At 45.2% G+C, this 14,285-nt stretch carries 11 protein-coding genes and 1 pseudogene; 10 read left to right on the forward strand and 2 right to left on the reverse strand.

All coding sequences use genetic code 11. The features are described 5' to 3' along the window. Window positions 1-102 precede the first annotated feature (102 nt). From QT990_RS23790 to psbM, 6 genes are all read left to right on the forward strand, one after another. Entirely contained in the window at window positions 103-231 is a 129-nt protein-coding gene (locus QT990_RS23790) for a hypothetical protein (RefSeq protein WP_333144094.1), read from the forward strand. Window positions 232-595: 364 nt separating this feature from the next. Beyond that, window positions 596-817 (forward strand): hypothetical protein, encoded by a 222-nt coding sequence (locus tag QT990_RS23795; RefSeq protein WP_333202595.1) that lies wholly within the window; start codon window positions 596-598, stop codon window positions 815-817. 161 nt (window positions 818-978) lie between these two features. Then, window positions 979-2,364, forward strand: a complete 1,386-nt coding sequence (locus QT990_RS23800) for a TIGR03279 family radical SAM protein (protein WP_333465831.1) — start codon at window positions 979-981, stop codon at window positions 2,362-2,364. A gap of 141 nt (window positions 2,365-2,505) precedes the next feature. After that, a complete protein-coding gene (locus tag QT990_RS23805; RefSeq protein ID WP_333144097.1) occupies window positions 2,506-4,353 on the forward strand; it encodes a TolC family protein in 1,848 nt (615 codons plus the stop codon). A 148-nt stretch (window positions 4,354-4,501) separates the two neighbouring features. Beyond that, a complete protein-coding gene (locus tag QT990_RS23810; RefSeq protein WP_006631487.1) occupies window positions 4,502-4,798 on the forward strand; it encodes a 2Fe-2S iron-sulfur cluster-binding protein in 297 nt (98 codons plus the stop codon). A gap of 294 nt (window positions 4,799-5,092) precedes the next feature. Beyond that, window positions 5,093-5,206: a photosystem II reaction center protein PsbM gene (psbM, locus tag QT990_RS23815; protein ID WP_015177760.1), complete on the forward strand. Its 114-nt coding sequence runs from the start codon at window positions 5,093-5,095 to the stop codon at window positions 5,204-5,206. A gap of 119 nt (window positions 5,207-5,325) precedes the next feature. Here psbM and QT990_RS23820 read toward each other — a convergent pair whose 3' ends face one another. Continuing rightward, the gene (locus tag QT990_RS23820; RefSeq protein ID WP_333144098.1) at window positions 5,326-6,177 is read right to left on the reverse strand and encodes a universal stress protein; all 852 of its coding nucleotides are present in this window, start codon (window positions 6,175-6,177) and stop codon (window positions 5,326-5,328) included. A 555-nt stretch (window positions 6,178-6,732) separates the two neighbouring features. On the opposite strand from QT990_RS23820, the gene QT990_RS23825 reads away from it, so the two are divergent. The 3 genes from QT990_RS23825 to QT990_RS23835 all read left to right on the forward strand — a co-directional run bounded on the left by QT990_RS23825 (window position 6,733) and on the right by QT990_RS23835 (window position 9,636). Next, complete coding sequence (locus QT990_RS23825; RefSeq protein ID WP_333144099.1) at window positions 6,733-7,233, forward strand: thioesterase family protein; 501 nt, start codon at window positions 6,733-6,735, stop codon at window positions 7,231-7,233. Between the two features lie 142 nt (window positions 7,234-7,375). Continuing rightward, window positions 7,376-8,437 carry a DMT family transporter gene (locus QT990_RS23830; protein ID WP_333465832.1) on the forward strand — a complete coding sequence of 354 codons (1,062 nt, stop codon included), beginning with the start codon at window positions 7,376-7,378 and terminating at the stop codon, window positions 8,435-8,437. Between the two features lie 23 nt (window positions 8,438-8,460). After that, window positions 8,461-9,636, forward strand: a complete 1,176-nt coding sequence (locus tag QT990_RS23835; protein ID WP_333144101.1) for an ATP-grasp domain-containing protein — start codon at window positions 8,461-8,463, stop codon at window positions 9,634-9,636. A gap of 387 nt (window positions 9,637-10,023) precedes the next feature. Here the strand turns inward: QT990_RS23835 and QT990_RS23840 are convergent, their stop codons facing one another. Then, window positions 10,024-11,706 carry an IS1634 family transposase gene (locus QT990_RS23840; protein ID WP_333465833.1) on the reverse strand — a complete coding sequence of 561 codons (1,683 nt, stop codon included), beginning with the start codon at window positions 11,704-11,706 and terminating at the stop codon, window positions 10,024-10,026. A 592-nt stretch (window positions 11,707-12,298) separates the two neighbouring features. Here QT990_RS23840 and QT990_RS23845 point away from each other — a divergent pair. After that, window positions 12,299-14,285 (forward strand): annotated as a pseudogene (locus QT990_RS23845) (hypothetical protein); the annotation flags it as partial.

The following is a 14,285-nucleotide window of genomic DNA, read 5'->3' on the forward strand; positions in this document are numbered from 1 at the left end:
TCTTGTGGAACGGGCCGAAGAACCCGTTCATAAAAAGCTTATTAAGAGCTGACAAGCTGTTAGCTTTTAACTCAAAGTGAGCGTCGCCGTGAAGGATGTAGAATGCTCGAAGATAGCGAGCGACAAAATGCACAATTAGCGCTAATTAGGCTGGTTACTGCTGCTAGTATTGGTGTAGCGATGTCCTTCTTTATCGCTCCCGGAATTCTGGGAACAATAGTATCAGATTGAAAACAGGTTTTCCGTTCAGAATCCCAGTGCTAATATATGGAAGAGTATCGCAAAAAAAGCGATTATTTCCCGCACTGCTGGGTTGACAAAAGAGCGGTGTTGTGCTGGCAGAAACAACTAAGCCTGTCAGGAACCCGTCAAAATTTTGAGTTTCATAAATACATATTTTTGATACATCCTCTCACAGCCAAGCTAAATTCACAACCCAGAACTTATCCTGATTCTAAAGGCGATCGACCTTAGCAAACTATGTCAATACCGAAAAAAGGAACCAGAAAAATAATTGTTGATGGGGAGCCTTTCATCTGGCTAATCCGAAGACAAGCTACTAATATGCAAGCAGACTACGGTTGCGGAAATCTTCATGTTGCTGTCCAACACGCTGAAGAACCGGGCGGGCGTGTTAGTTATTCTCACCCATCGACCTCATCCTCAAGGTTTAAGTCCCGCTAACGAAGTGAAACCAGTAACACCCTGTGATGCAACACAATGGATACGGCAAGCAGTGCAACTTGGATGGCAGCCTCAGCTACCTGGAATAACTTTTGAGGTGCGGATTGCAGGACTGTTTATGGAAAAAATATAATAATGCTGTATATTTAGCAACCCGACAAGTCAATTCTGTTAAAGACAATTCACTCGCCTAGACTGGCAGAAGCGATCGGGCGATCGCTTCTGTCAGCCTAGACAAGTTAAACTGTAAACATTCTCCGCTAACAAATAACAAATAACAAATAACTAATAATCATGAGCGACTTATCAATCCGGCCCGCCCTAATCACCAAAGTTATCCCTGACAGCATCTGCGCCGAAATGGGATTTGAACCAGGAGACTCAATCGTCGCCGTCAACGGTCAAAAACCCCGCGACTTGATTGACTATCAATTCCTGTGCGCCGATGAATTTCTAGAATTAGAAGTATTAGACACTAAAGGCAAAACTCACAAATTAGAAATAGAAAAAGAGTATGATGAAGACTTGGGAGTGGAATTTGAAACAGCTCTTTTTGACGGACTAATTCAGTGCAACAATCGCTGTCCTTTTTGCTTTATAGACCAACAACCACCGGGAAAGCGGGAAACTCTCTATCTCAAAGATGATGACTACCGCCTCAGCTTTCTGTATGGTAGCTATCTCACTCTCACAAATTTGTCTCAAAAAGAGTGGGACAGAATCGAACAAATGCGGCTTTCTCCTCTCTATGTTTCCGTTCACGCTACGGAACCGGAAGTGCGAATTCGGTTGTTAAAAAATCTCCGCGCTGGGAAGATTCTCGAACAAATCAAATGGTTTCAAGAACGCCGCTTGCAAATTCACGCTCAAGTAGTTGTTTGTCCCGGTATTAATGATGGCGAACATTTAGAACGCACTTTGTTAGATTTGGCAAAGTTTCATACTGGAAGTATTCCCGCTGTAGCATCCGTGGCTGTAGTGCCGGTGGGTTTAACTCGCTTTCGTCCTGCCGAAGATGAACTGATCGCAGTAACTGCGGAAAAAGCGCGAGAAGTAATCGAGCAAGTGCAGAAAATTCAAGTGCTTTTGAGTAAAGGAAAAGGTGGTCAAAAGGCGAAAAAGCAGAATTCAAAATCGCGCTGTATTTGGCTGGCTGACGAGTGGTTTTTAATCGCGGGTTTAGATTTGCCGTCGGCTGCTGATTACGAAGATTATCCCCAAATTGGTAATGGTGTGGGTTCTATCCGCCAGTTTATCCAGCAGTTTGAAACGGCTTTTGAGAAGCTGCAACCGATGCAAGTCGAGCCCGATCGCAAGTTAGTTTGGGTGGTGGGGAATGCAGTCGAAAAAGCTTTTGAGCCGATCGTACAACAACTAAACCAAATTCCCGGCTTGTCCGTCAACATGGCAGCACTGTGCAGCCACTACTGGGGACAAACTATCACTGTCACGGGTTTGCTCACCGGGCAAGATTTGCTCGAAGCTTTGCAGGGGCGAGACTTGGGAGATGGTATCCTGCTGCCGTCGGTGATGCTAAAACAGGGGGAACCGCGTTTTCTCGACGACATGACCCTCGAACAGCTCGCCAGCTCGCTGAAAACCCGGATTTTGCCGGTGAGCGGAGTAGAGGAACTAATCTCGGCGGCGATCGGTCTGGCAACTGCGGAAGTTAAATTCTAAATTTTGAATCGAACATTCAAAAGTTAAGATGAGTATGGTAATTGTGACTTGTAACCGTCGAGTTCAGGCTACAGACTAGAAACTTGAGACCTCAATCTTGCTCTAAAATTGTCTCTAGGATTGCAGAGTAATTAAAAAATTATGCGTGTTTTTCGTCAAATCATCGTAGTCGGAGTGGGCGCTGCAATTACTTTGGGCAACGCCGCACAGAGTGCTTCAGCACAGCCTCCGGCTCAGTCTCAGGACAGCTTGGCCCCTAGCAATCAGCTCGTCGAATTAGGGCAGAATGTTCGATCGGCCTCGAACAAAGTGGCAGAATCAGCATCACAGGCCGAAGAGTCGATCGCCCTTAACCCCCCAGCCGGGCCGGAGCAAGCATCAAAGCCTCAACAGGCTGCTCCGGCTTCCCCATCAACTCTGTCTCAGGCCGGTTCAACGCCTCTAAGAGGGTTGGAACCGACACAGACTCAGCAGCCTTCCCCAAACCCTCCCAACAATGTTCCTGTGCCGAGTTCCCCGGTACCAATTCTCCGGGGCACTCCGAACGAAAGTTTCCCCCCTCTCCCTCCGAGGGGCATTTTAGACACCAAGCCTCCGGCTTCCCTGGAACCCAACCCGAACCCGCTGCTGTTTCCGACAAACCCGGAGGATGTCAGGATCGAGCAAACTGAGCCAATTACCTTGCAGCAGGCGATCGACCTCGCGCGCCGCAACAGCCAAGTTTTGCAAATCGCCGGACAGCAGGTGGAACAAAGCAGATCCGCTTTGCGCGAACAGCAAGCTGCTCTTTATCCAGACCTGAATTTTCAAATGGACGCCAGCCGCTCTGTGACTGCAGGCGGAGAACTCGGAGTCCGGGCTCAGCAGCGCTTCAACAACTCTCGGGCTAACGGAACCGGGCAGCCCGCCGAGCAAGCTCGGCAAAATTTAGGCAGCAACAGTCTCAACAGCACTTTGCAGTTGAACTATGACATCGATTTGTTCGGAAGGCGGCGGGCTAACATCCGCGCTGCAGAGGAACAGTTGCGCCTTCGGGAACTGGATGTGGAACGCCAAGCCGAGGAACTCCGCTTCGACACTGCTGAGGCTTACTACAACTTGCAAAACGCGGACGGACAAGTTGCCATCCGCCAAGCTTCGGTCAGAAATGCCCAGCAAAGTTTGCGGGATGCCGAAGCCCTGGAACGGGCAGGGGTGGGAACCCGGTTTGCTGTGTTGCAGGCTCAGGCAAATTTGGCTAACGAGGTGCAACAACTGTCAGTGGCCCGTCGCGATCAGCGAGTTGCCCAGCGGCGTCTGGCTGAGATTTTGAATATCAGCCAGTCGGCGAACTTGACAGCGGCAGATCCGGTAGAACAAGCGGGCTCTTGGAGGCTGTCTTTGGAAGAGAGTATCGTGCAGGCTTTTAAGAATCGCCCAGAGTTGGAACAGCAGTTGGTGCAGAGAGATATCAGCAAGCAGCAGAGGCGATCGATTCAGGCGGGGCGTTTGCCTCAACTGAGTGTTGGGGGTAGTTACAACGTGCTGGGACAAGACCCTGACGACCCCAACCCGTTTGAGACTCGTGGGTGGGCCGACGGGTATTCGATCCGGGCGAGTCTGACTTGGAGTATTTTCGATGGGGGCGCGGCGAACGCGAGGGTGAGACAGCGGGATGCTGATATTGCGATCGCCGAAAGTCGATTCGACCAACTCCGCAACCAGGTTCGCCGGGAAGTAGAACAAGCTTATTTTGGCTTAGAATCGAGTTTTGAGAATATCGAAACTTCTGAGGCGGGGGTTTTGCAGTCAAGGGAAGCTCTGCGTCTGGCGAGACTGCGGTTTCAAGCTGGTGTGGGTACTCAGACGGATGTGATTCAGGCGGAAACTGATTTGACTAGGGCTGAGAGAAGCCGATTGTCGGCAATTATCACCTACAACCTGGGGCTTTCGTCTCTCCAGCGCTTTGTGAGCAATCTTCCGACTAATAACCTCTCGGATGCTCCGTGAGATTCGGTTGGGGCGATTCCCTACGGGATAGCTACGCACGCGCGTCCTTTAATTACAAAGGCAATTAGACATCGGGGTATTAAACGTCCGACACATTAGTTAATATTTTGTAATAGAGTTCGATGTCAACTGCGTTAAGGAATCGGCAATGGCCAATATCAAGTTTGTGAAGGAAAATCAGGAAGTCATCGCAGCAGACGGGGCCAATTTGAGGCTCAAAGCTCTAGAAAACCGCATCGATTTGTACACGTTTTCGGGAAAGCTCATGAATTGCGGGGGCATTGGTCAATGCGGCACCTGCATTGTGGAAATTGTCGAGGGCAGTGAAAATCTGTCGCCCCGCACTGACTTTGAGAACCGCAAGCTCAAGAAAAAGCCCGAAAACTATCGATTGGCTTGTCAAGCTATGGTCAATGGTCAGGTGAGCGTGAAGACTAAACCGTGACTTTCAGAAGGCAGAAGGCTAGAGATGCTCTAATGCAGAAGGAAAGAAAAATGCAGAATGCAATAATTGTGTTTTTTTTCCTATTTCACTGTATAATCACGCCTTTTGCCTGCCTAGGAAAAGAAACTTGGTTTCTAGGACAAATAAGAGATTGGGCAGCGAGGCATCCAGGCAGAAAGCGGGTTTCGACGCTTGTCCGTTAGCTCTTCTTCTGTCTTCGAGTTTGCCTTTTGCCTTTGAGTGATATCCTAGTTGTGTGTGTTTTTCTATTTTCCGATAGAGGCGAGCGTCTTCATGGAAGTTAACGATTTAGGGTTTGTGGCAACCATTCTGTTTGTATTGGTTCCCAGTGTTTTTCTAATCATTCTGTACATTCAAACAGCTAGCCGTCAAGGCAGAAAAGATTAGCAACTGCTGCTATTTCTCTCTGGCTTTGCTGCTTGCAAAAAAAGCGCCAACAGCTTTTTGCTGAGGCGCTTTTTTTGTTAAATGTTGAGTGTTAGCTGCTAACTCTTAATGATGAGATTCTAGCCGACTGTGCGGGCTAGCAAGACGGGACAGTTGGCATAAACTCGCACGTAGTCTGATAGCGAATTTCCTAGGAGTCGATCGATATCCACAAAGTTTTTGGCAACGTTGGGTCGCCGATCCGGGGAACCGATTACCAACAAGTCGGCATTCAAGTCGTCTGCAATCCGACAAATTTCTTCCCCTGGCTTGCCTGTAGCACTCACGCAGCGGTAGCTAACTCCCATTTGTTTGGTTAGTGCTACTGCTGGGGCCAATACGGGGTCTTTTTCAGCACTTGCTGTTAAATCTTCGCTGGCTTTTCCCGTCAAATCTTTGGTGACGTGTACTAAAATTATCTCTCCGCCACTGACTTCTTTGACCAAAGATAGCGCAAGCTGCAATGACTGTTTGGCAGATTCTGATTTGTCTACCGCCACCATGACTCGCTTGATTTTTTTGACGTAGATGTCGTCTTTTACTAACAACATCGGTCGGGATGTTAGCTGGAAAACGTACTGGCTGACTGAGTTTTCCAAAATCGATTGCAGCCGTCCGAGTCCCCGGGAACCCATAATTACTAAGTCGGATTGTTCTTCTTCTGCGACTTGGCAAACTGTGGTTTTCGGGTCTCCCTGTTTGAGCCGGGGGTTGACTTTGCTGGGATCTATTTTCAAAGACTGGACTGCTTGTGCTAAAATCTTGCCTCCTTCTTCCAATTTCTCGGCCATGCCATCGGAGGTTACTTGCGGCGGCACGACGTGCAAGACGGTGACAGAGGTTTGTTGCAAGGAAGGGATGTCCATCAACATATTAAACATCTCTTCGCACAAGCCGCGACCGGCGACGGCTACTAAAATTTTTTCTATCATGGGGTTTTGGCGGTAAAAACAGTTGAGTTTTCTTGTGCGACGTTAAACTAGGGCGTTGGTACTGATACTTTTAATCCAGACAATCTCCGACAACCTGAGAGAATCCGAATATAGCACACTCATCAGACAGGTCTCAGAGCATGGTGGTATCCCACAAAGCTTTAAGGAAAATCCCTAAAGCGCTACTCAAACTTGGTGTTTTCTAACCACAGTTGGGGCCTTTTAAAATTTTAGAGCCACCTAACTTTTATGGCTCTAACCGTATTTTGCACAAATCAAGGAGGTGTATTCTTCACTGGTTTTGACCAACCTCGAACCGCAAGGATTACAGAGATGATCTCAAGGGAAAGCTTGAGATAAGTGAGAGAAAGTCCAAGTCATCATTACTGATGGTTTTATGCAGGCTACTTCAGTCTACACCAATTGTCATGAGTATTACCTAAAAGTCTCGGAAAATATCATCCTAGCAATTACTCTAGTTGCTTACTGTCAAGCATAAGCCTGAAGTTTGTCTTATGATTTGTAGAAATGTAGCGTTTTGGAACGATTTGTAAAGTGTTAGAGAACGATCGAACTCAACCAGAACTCGCACCGGCTGGTGCTATTCAAAATCGGCGGGGGATGGACTCTGAGGGCTGGTTTGAATATTTGGTGCGAGTGTACCCTCACCATACTGACTACAGCGGTGTGGTTTGGCACGGGACTTATCTGGCTTGGATGGAGGAAGCTAGGGTGGAAAGTTTGCGATCTCTTGGCATCGAGTATGCAGACTGGGTGGCGCAGGGTTTGGAATTGCCCGTGGTGGAACTTTCGCTGCGCTACCACCGGGCTGTACAAATGGGTCAATCTGTGGCAGTCAGAACGCGGATGGCTGCTAGCGAGGGTGTGCGGCTGCTTTGGGATTACGAAATTCGATCGGCTGATACTCAGGAGTTATATGTGACAGCACAGGTAACTTTGGTTGGTGTCGATCGTGACAAGAACAAGATTATCCGCCAATTGCCACCGGCGCTGAAGGAGGCTTTGACAAGGCTTTCTGTTAAACCTTCAACCTAAGCTGCTGTTAACTATAAAAAATAGTGGGTGCAGCCTTAGTAAGTAGAGTGCGTGACTTTTGAGTCACTTTATTCGTCGCCCAAATTTTCTTTCGTCACGCACCCTACACAACTGCCTTCTGCCTTCATTGGAACTTTTAATAATGTCAAAAAAACTGGAATTGCCAGAGCCAAATATTCAACGTCAGCGCAATATTTTGGAAAAAACCGAGTTAAACTCTGCCTTAAAAACTGAAGACAAAACTCTTGTTTCGGGAAAGCCAGAAAGTTTAAAAAACGGTGAATTAGCTGACAGTAAAGCCAAAATTTGGGCGATCGCATCGCTGTCGGCGGCCCTGCTAGCGGTGTCGCTGGCGGCGATTTTTATTAGGTTGAGCGAACGGGAAATCAGCCCGAATGCTACTGTTTTTAACCGTTTGTGGATAGCAACTGTAGTATTTGGAGTGTGGAATGGTGCGGGTGCTATGCGTCGCCGAATGTCTGGGGCCCAAGTTGAAGAGCGATCAAACTACACTCTGCAGGATGTGATGCTGTTAATAGCCGTAGGCGTGGTTTCTTCTGCTTCTGTGGGTTTCTGGGCCTGGTCACTGAGTCAGACTAATGTCGCTAATTCTACTGTACTGCGAAACTTAACTCCTTTATTTACTACTTTGGGGGGATGGCTGCTGTTGGGGCGACGCTTTGACAACAGGTTTTTGGTGGGACTGGCGGTGGCTTTGTCCGGCGCAATTGCGATCGGAATGGACGATTTGCAAACTGCGGGAGACAATCTTGCCGGCGACTTTGCTGCTCTTTTATCGGCGATGTTTTATGCAGGAAATCTGCTAATTTCAGAACATTTGCGAACCAAGTTTCCGGCGACAACTATATTGATGTGGCGCTGTTTTATGGGCAGTATCTTGGTTTTGCCACTGGTTCTGCTTGCGGGCGATCGAGTTTTCCCTTATTCTTGGCAGGGATGGCTGACTGTAATTGCTTTGGCCGTGATTTGCCAAGCTTTCGGTCAGGGACTGCTTATCCACAGTCTCGGTAGTTTGTCGTCGGAATTTGTAGCTTTTTTCCTGCTGCTAGAACCCGTAATTACGGCGATTATGGCTTGGGTGCTGTTTTCGGAAAGTTTGAGCTTGTTTAATTGGTTTGCTTTTTCTGTGGTTTTGGCTGGAATATATTTGGGAAAATCTAGCGGTTCGGTGGCTAAAAAATGAAACCAAAAGGAAAAAATACTTAAATGACTCCAACATCAATCAGCCTCAATAGCTGGCATTACGACTTTAGTTTGCTGCCTCAATATTTGGAGGTGCTGTTTGCTAAATTGCGGATTGCTGTGGTGTTCGGCGGCGACTGCGATCGCCCCGGCTCAGTGATTTACAAAACTCACAATCCCCGCTCTTGGAAAAGTTACGAAGTAGTCGCCCGCGAGATTGCTAAAGCCTTAGCAGAAATTGGCTTTCAGCAAGTCTTTGTCATGCCTGATGACATGAATTTGCCGGAACAACTCAAACAAAAAAATATCCATTTAGTGTGGCTGAATACTGGCGGAGTCCAGGGCTACAATCCTGTTTGTCACACTCCCGCATTGTTGGAAATGTTGGGAATGCCTTATGTCGGTCACAATCCTCTAAATAGTTCAATTTTAGATAACAAACACGCTTTTAAACGGGAACTGCAATCAGTTGGAATTAAAACCGCTCCGTTTATGACTTGGCATCCTTCTCAAGGGATTTTGCAGCCTAATTTGCATCAGCGTTTTGCCATTGCTTTTGGTGACTATCAAGGGCCGTTTGTTGTTAAACCCGTATCCGGTCGCGCTTCGCTGCACGTTCATTTTGTAGACAAAATTGAGGGTTTGTCTCAGGCGGTTTCGGAAGTTCACCGCTCCACTCACAATACTGCTTTAATTGAAAAGTATTTGCCGGGACGAGAATTTTGTGTAGCGGTTTGTGGCTATGTTAAATATGCTAAAGGCGGTTTCTCTAAAAATACAAAGCCTTTTGCTTTTTCCACGATAGAGCGCGTGTTGGAGCCTGACGAACGTATCTTTACTTCTATGGATCAAAAGGCGATTACGGCAGATCGAGGACGGTTGATGGGCGGTGAGGAACCAGAACTAAAACAAAAGTTAATTGAGTTAGCTCGAACAATTTATTGGGAGTTTAGTTTGAACAGTTTGGTGCGGATTGATGTCCGAAGTGATGCTGATGGCTCGCTTTATGTTTTGGAAGCAAATCCGAAACCGGATCTGAAACATCCAGGGGAAAATGTGACGAGTTTGGTAGCTTTAGGTTTGGCGGAATACGGGATGAGTTATAACGATTTAATTTTTAGTTTACTGGCGGATAGGTTGGATTATTTGTTGACTCAGCATATCGAAATTATTCCTCATATTGTGGATTTGCTTCATTAATCGGACTTGCAGGGTGCGCTGCACCTTACCTGTAACCAAAAGGGATTTGTAAAGAAATATAAATTCTCGATCCAACCCACATTCCGCACCCCCAACTGGCACATAGACGGATTGAGGGCGTAAAAGTGAATCATCCGAGACAATAATGAGTAAAAACACCCAAAAATCTGTGCAACTATCGCATCACCCAGTTAGGAATCCCTAAAAATTAACATGAGGGCATGAATTAAATCTTCTTAACCCATAAAACGTCAAAAATCAGACCATTAACAACTATTAATTGCCAGCAGATATTTTCAGAGATGTAATAATTAATTATACATCACCGATCGATCAAAAATTAATTCAACTAAAGTCAGCGTTACTAATCAAGTGATTAACTTCATTTCACAACAAGAAATAATAAGACCGACAGGTGACTGGAAATAAATTTAATATTGCCAACCGTTCGGATGTCAAATTGGAAACTTGTTGAATTCCTTGAATACAAACGGCATGAATCGATTGAAAACTTTGGAACATCCAGCGTAAAGTAGGTCGATTGGTTCCTTTACCCAACTGATTTTTTACGGTTTTATTAGTGAGTTGCAAGTTTTGTCTAAGTAACCTTTGACCTAAAGTATAAACCAACAAACACAAACCCATTACCAAAGTTAAAGCCTCGATTCTTTCTGGCGACTTCAAAAACACGCTATCCGTAAAAAATAGCGGGTCTTTCAGGAACCCAAACCCTCTCTCTGCCGACTGCTGTTCCTTATATTTCACAATCATTTCATCAGGATTTAATTGCTCTGAATCCAGCACATTAGTAGCTAAGATAAATCTGCCACTAGCTTTCGTTTCTTTAGCAATCACACTCGTATCTAATTCCAGTTTTGCTTCAACTTTAAATATCAAGCTAGAGCTAGATTTGTCGTGAGAAATGGTCGAATTAGTAGCTGGTTTTGCTGTAGTTTGTCTGCTGGTAATTTGGGTTAAATTATGATATTTTAGTTGTTTAGATAAACGATTTGCTGCTGCGGAGGCATCGGCGTCACAAGCAAATTCAATATTTGATAACTCTCGCAACTTTTTCTGACCCTCAATTTCAGCTTTTTTGAGGTTTTTTGATAATTTACGTTGGTCAGCATCACGACGTAAACTGCTCTCTACTACTAACCATCTTTGTTCAATTCCACCATAATTACTTTTGTGTTCTGACCAACGATATCCCGTCACTGAACTTTGATGAAATTCTGATTCATTTAGCTGAGATACCAGTTGCTGCGCTTGTTTGAGGCTCAGCGGTACACGAGTTAACCATCTTAACTTGGTTAACATTTCTAAGTTGGGAGCGGTATATAATGCACTGTCAGCTACCATTAAACTATCGAGATTTAATTGTTTTTTAAAGTCTTGACAAATTGAGGCGAATATGGAATTATCTGATTCGTTTCCTGAAGCTACTCGTAAAAATAGTGGTACATCTCCATCTCCACTACAAATTAGGTCTAAAATGAATTGTTTTAAGTCTGGTCGATGGTCGCGAGAGTAGCCGTAGGTAATCTGAATTGGTATTGGGGATGTTTGATGGTTGATTGATAAATTATCTAACTGATTGCTATCTGTTTCTGTGGTAGAAAAAGATACTGATGGCAATTCTTGTTCATATTTGCCATGTAGATGAAATGAACTTGAGTCTAAGTGAGATGTGTCGGTATTTATCTCGAATTTTTGAGCTGCTTCTAGGGCAATGGTTGTGAATATATTGGTGATTCCTGACAAATATAATTTATCTAATACTCTGCCTAAACGGTCATCATTGAGATGCGATGCTTGAATCCCTGATCCAAGTAAATGTTCTATTGCTTTCCCTTCAAAAAATTTAGAGAATAAGTAGAGTGGGGCGGAAACCATCCCTAATCCATTGATAATCATGGCTTTGACTACCAGGCCGGGACTGACTATTTCGCCCGGTTGTTCGCCGACTAATTCATTGATTTTTTGGACTATTCCTATTTCATCAATTAGACCGGCTATCAAGCCCAGATGATCTAGGTTTTCTACTTTGATCTCAGATGCTTTCTGCATGGGCTGCTGAATCCTGATTTGAGCGTTGATCGATCTCGCCAGTTTACACTATTTTTGGCGATGATTGGTTACGGAAGAGCGATCGCAGTTAACGCATTTTGGTCAGGTGATCGGGTAACAGTGAGGTAATAAACACAGGTTTGTGGCGATCGCAATTTTAACGGGTGTCAGATTTAACTCACGCCTCACGTCTCTTGTCAGGAATTCTTAACTGGTGATGCGAACGCGACCGAAATGATTGAGTATTTTTACTCACTATTGTCTCGGATGATTCACTTTTACCCCCTCACTCCGTGTATGTGCCAGTTGGGGGTGCGGAATGTGGGATCCAAGTGAACACAGGCTGGCAAGTTGTGATAGTTTTGAGTAATATCAATTCCGGTGGCACTCCTCATGATTGTTGACAGTTGACAGTTGACAGTTGACAGTTGACAGTTGACTCGCAGTCGTAAAACTGAATGCTTGAGTGTTAACTGTTGACTCGATTTTATTATTCCGATGCAACCGGAAACGATATAAGATAGCGATTGGTAGATGTCCATTTTTGGGTCGGTCTCAAAATAACTCAATTGATATTAATTAGATAAAACAAATGCAAGCATTACTTTTATTCATAGGATTTGGAGGCGGGGCATTAGTCTGCTGGCTAATTTTGAATAAGCGAAATTCACGCAATTTGGTGCGGATGCAGGGTTCGCAGGAGGCTATATCGAATTTGGCTGCTCAGTTGGATGCCAGAACTTCGGAATTGCGACAAAAGGTGCAGAATGAAAATCAGCTAAATTCTGAAGTGTCTCAGTTGCAAAGTCGGTTGGAAACTGTGACGGGCGAGCAAGAATTGTTAAAAAATCAAGTGTCGGAAATGGAAGAATTTTTGACAGGAATTGCCCAGGATCGATCGCAGATTGATTCTCTGATTGCTGATTTGCAGTTTCAGCTAGAAAATGCTCAACAAGCTGAGTCGCAGTTAGGAGAAGTGGCCGAACTTAAAGATCAGTTAGAAGTTGCGGATCAGGAGCGATCGCAACTTAACGCTCAATTGCTGGAAATGCAAGCAGAGTTAGAGGCGGTTGATGCAGAACGTTCTCAATTTCACGCTCTGCTGTCGGAATTTGAGAGTCAGTTGGAAACGGCTACTCAAAGCAGATTGCAGGTACAGTACCAGTTGTCGGAAATTCAAATTAAGTTCGATCGCTCCATTGAAGAGCGGCAGCAACTTCAGTCTCAACTGTCGGGTTTGCAAGCTCAACTGCAATTAGTCGAAGCAGAGCGATCGCAATTTACTTCGGAATTGTCAGATATACAAGCTCAATTGGAGAGTGCAGAGCAAGAACGCAAAAGACTCAACTCTCAATTGCAAACCGCTCGCCAACAAGCAAAGCAACCTCCATTGGAATTATTAGAACTGCAAAGACAGTTAGAAGCAGCTAATCTGGAGAAGATGCAGTTAAACTCTCAACTTCATGAAGTACAACTTCAATCCGAAATGGTTGTTGTAGAGCGAGAGAGACTGCTGTCTGAGTTGTCAGAATTGGAGTCTCAGATACAGCGCAAGGAGGGAGATAGCTCGCAACTCCAGTCTCAGTTATCAGAACTGCAAGCTGAATTAGAAACTGCTAACACAGAACGATCGCACCTTTATTCTCAACTGTCCCAATTGCAAAGTCAAATCGAGAGAGCCAACCAGATCCCAACTCAACTTCAATCTCAAATCTCGGAGTTAGAACACCAGTTAGAAACTGTGCGTCAAACTCGCTCTGAATTAGAAGTTCAGCTAGAAACTGCTAACACAGAACGCTCGCAACTTTATTCTCAACTCTCCCAATTGCAAAGTCAAACCGAGACAGCCAACCAGAATCAAACTCAACTTCAATCTCAAATCTCCGAGTTAGAACACCAGTTAGAAACTGTGCGTCAAAATCGCTCTGAATTGGAATCTCAACTCACTTCTCAAATCTCGGAATCCCAAAGTCAAACCGAGACAGCCCACCAGAATCAAACTCAACTTCAATCTCAAATCTCCGAGTTAGAACACCAGTTAGAAAGTGTGCGTCAAAGTCGCTCTGAATTGGAATCTCAACTCACTTCTCAACTCTCGGAATCCCAAAGTCAAATCGAGACGGTTAATCAGAATCAAACTCAACTTCAATCTCAAGTATCGGACTTAGAAAATCAGCTAAATAGCCTGCGTCAAACTCGCTCTGAATTAGAAGTTCAGCTAGAAACTGCTAACACCGAACGATCGCAACTTTCTTCTCAACTCTCGGAAATTCAAAGTCAAGCCGAGACAGCCAATCAGAATCAAAATCAACTTCAATCTCAAATCTCGGAGTTAGAACACCAGTTAGAAAGTGTGCATCAAACTCGCTCTGAATTGGAATCTCAGCTAACTTCTCAAATATCGGAATTCCAAAGTCAAATCGAGACAGCCAATCAGAATCAAAATCAACTTCAATCTCACATCTCCGAGTTAGAACATGAGTTAGAGAGTGTGCGTCAAAGTCGCTCTGAATTGGAATCTCAGCTAACTTCTCAAATATCGGAATTCCAAAGTCAAATCGAGACAGCCAATCAGAATC

Origin of the sequence: Microcoleus sp. T3_B1 (assembly GCF_036700445.1) — a bacterium.
In the GTDB taxonomy this organism is placed as follows: Bacteria; Cyanobacteriota; Cyanobacteriia; order Cyanobacteriales; family Microcoleaceae; genus Microcoleus.

What these genes read in the sequence shown, in the direction of transcription:
- QT990_RS23820 (WP_333144098.1), bottom strand. Translation starts at nt 6,177, where the DNA reads ATGATAGAAAAAATTTTAGTAGCCGTCGCCGGTCGCGGCTTGTGCGAA.
- QT990_RS23790 (WP_333144094.1), top strand. Translation starts at nt 103, where the DNA reads ATGCTCGAAGATAGCGAGCGACAAAATGCACAATTAGCGCTAATTAGG.
- psbM (WP_015177760.1), top strand. Translation starts at nt 5,093, where the DNA reads ATGGAAGTTAACGATTTAGGGTTTGTGGCAACCATTCTGTTTGTATTG.
- QT990_RS23810 (WP_006631487.1), top strand. Translation starts at nt 4,502, where the DNA reads ATGGCCAATATCAAGTTTGTGAAGGAAAATCAGGAAGTCATCGCAGCA.
- QT990_RS23835 (WP_333144101.1), top strand. Translation starts at nt 8,461, where the DNA reads ATGACTCCAACATCAATCAGCCTCAATAGCTGGCATTACGACTTTAGT.
- QT990_RS23800 (WP_333465831.1), top strand. Translation starts at nt 979, where the DNA reads ATGAGCGACTTATCAATCCGGCCCGCCCTAATCACCAAAGTTATCCCT.
- QT990_RS23830 (WP_333465832.1), top strand. Translation starts at nt 7,376, where the DNA reads ATGTCAAAAAAACTGGAATTGCCAGAGCCAAATATTCAACGTCAGCGC.
- QT990_RS23795 (WP_333202595.1), top strand. Translation starts at nt 596, where the DNA reads ATGTTGCTGTCCAACACGCTGAAGAACCGGGCGGGCGTGTTAGTTATT.
- QT990_RS23805 (WP_333144097.1), top strand. Translation starts at nt 2,506, where the DNA reads ATGCGTGTTTTTCGTCAAATCATCGTAGTCGGAGTGGGCGCTGCAATT.
- QT990_RS23840 (WP_333465833.1), bottom strand. Translation starts at nt 11,706, where the DNA reads ATGCAGAAAGCATCTGAGATCAAAGTAGAAAACCTAGATCATCTGGGC.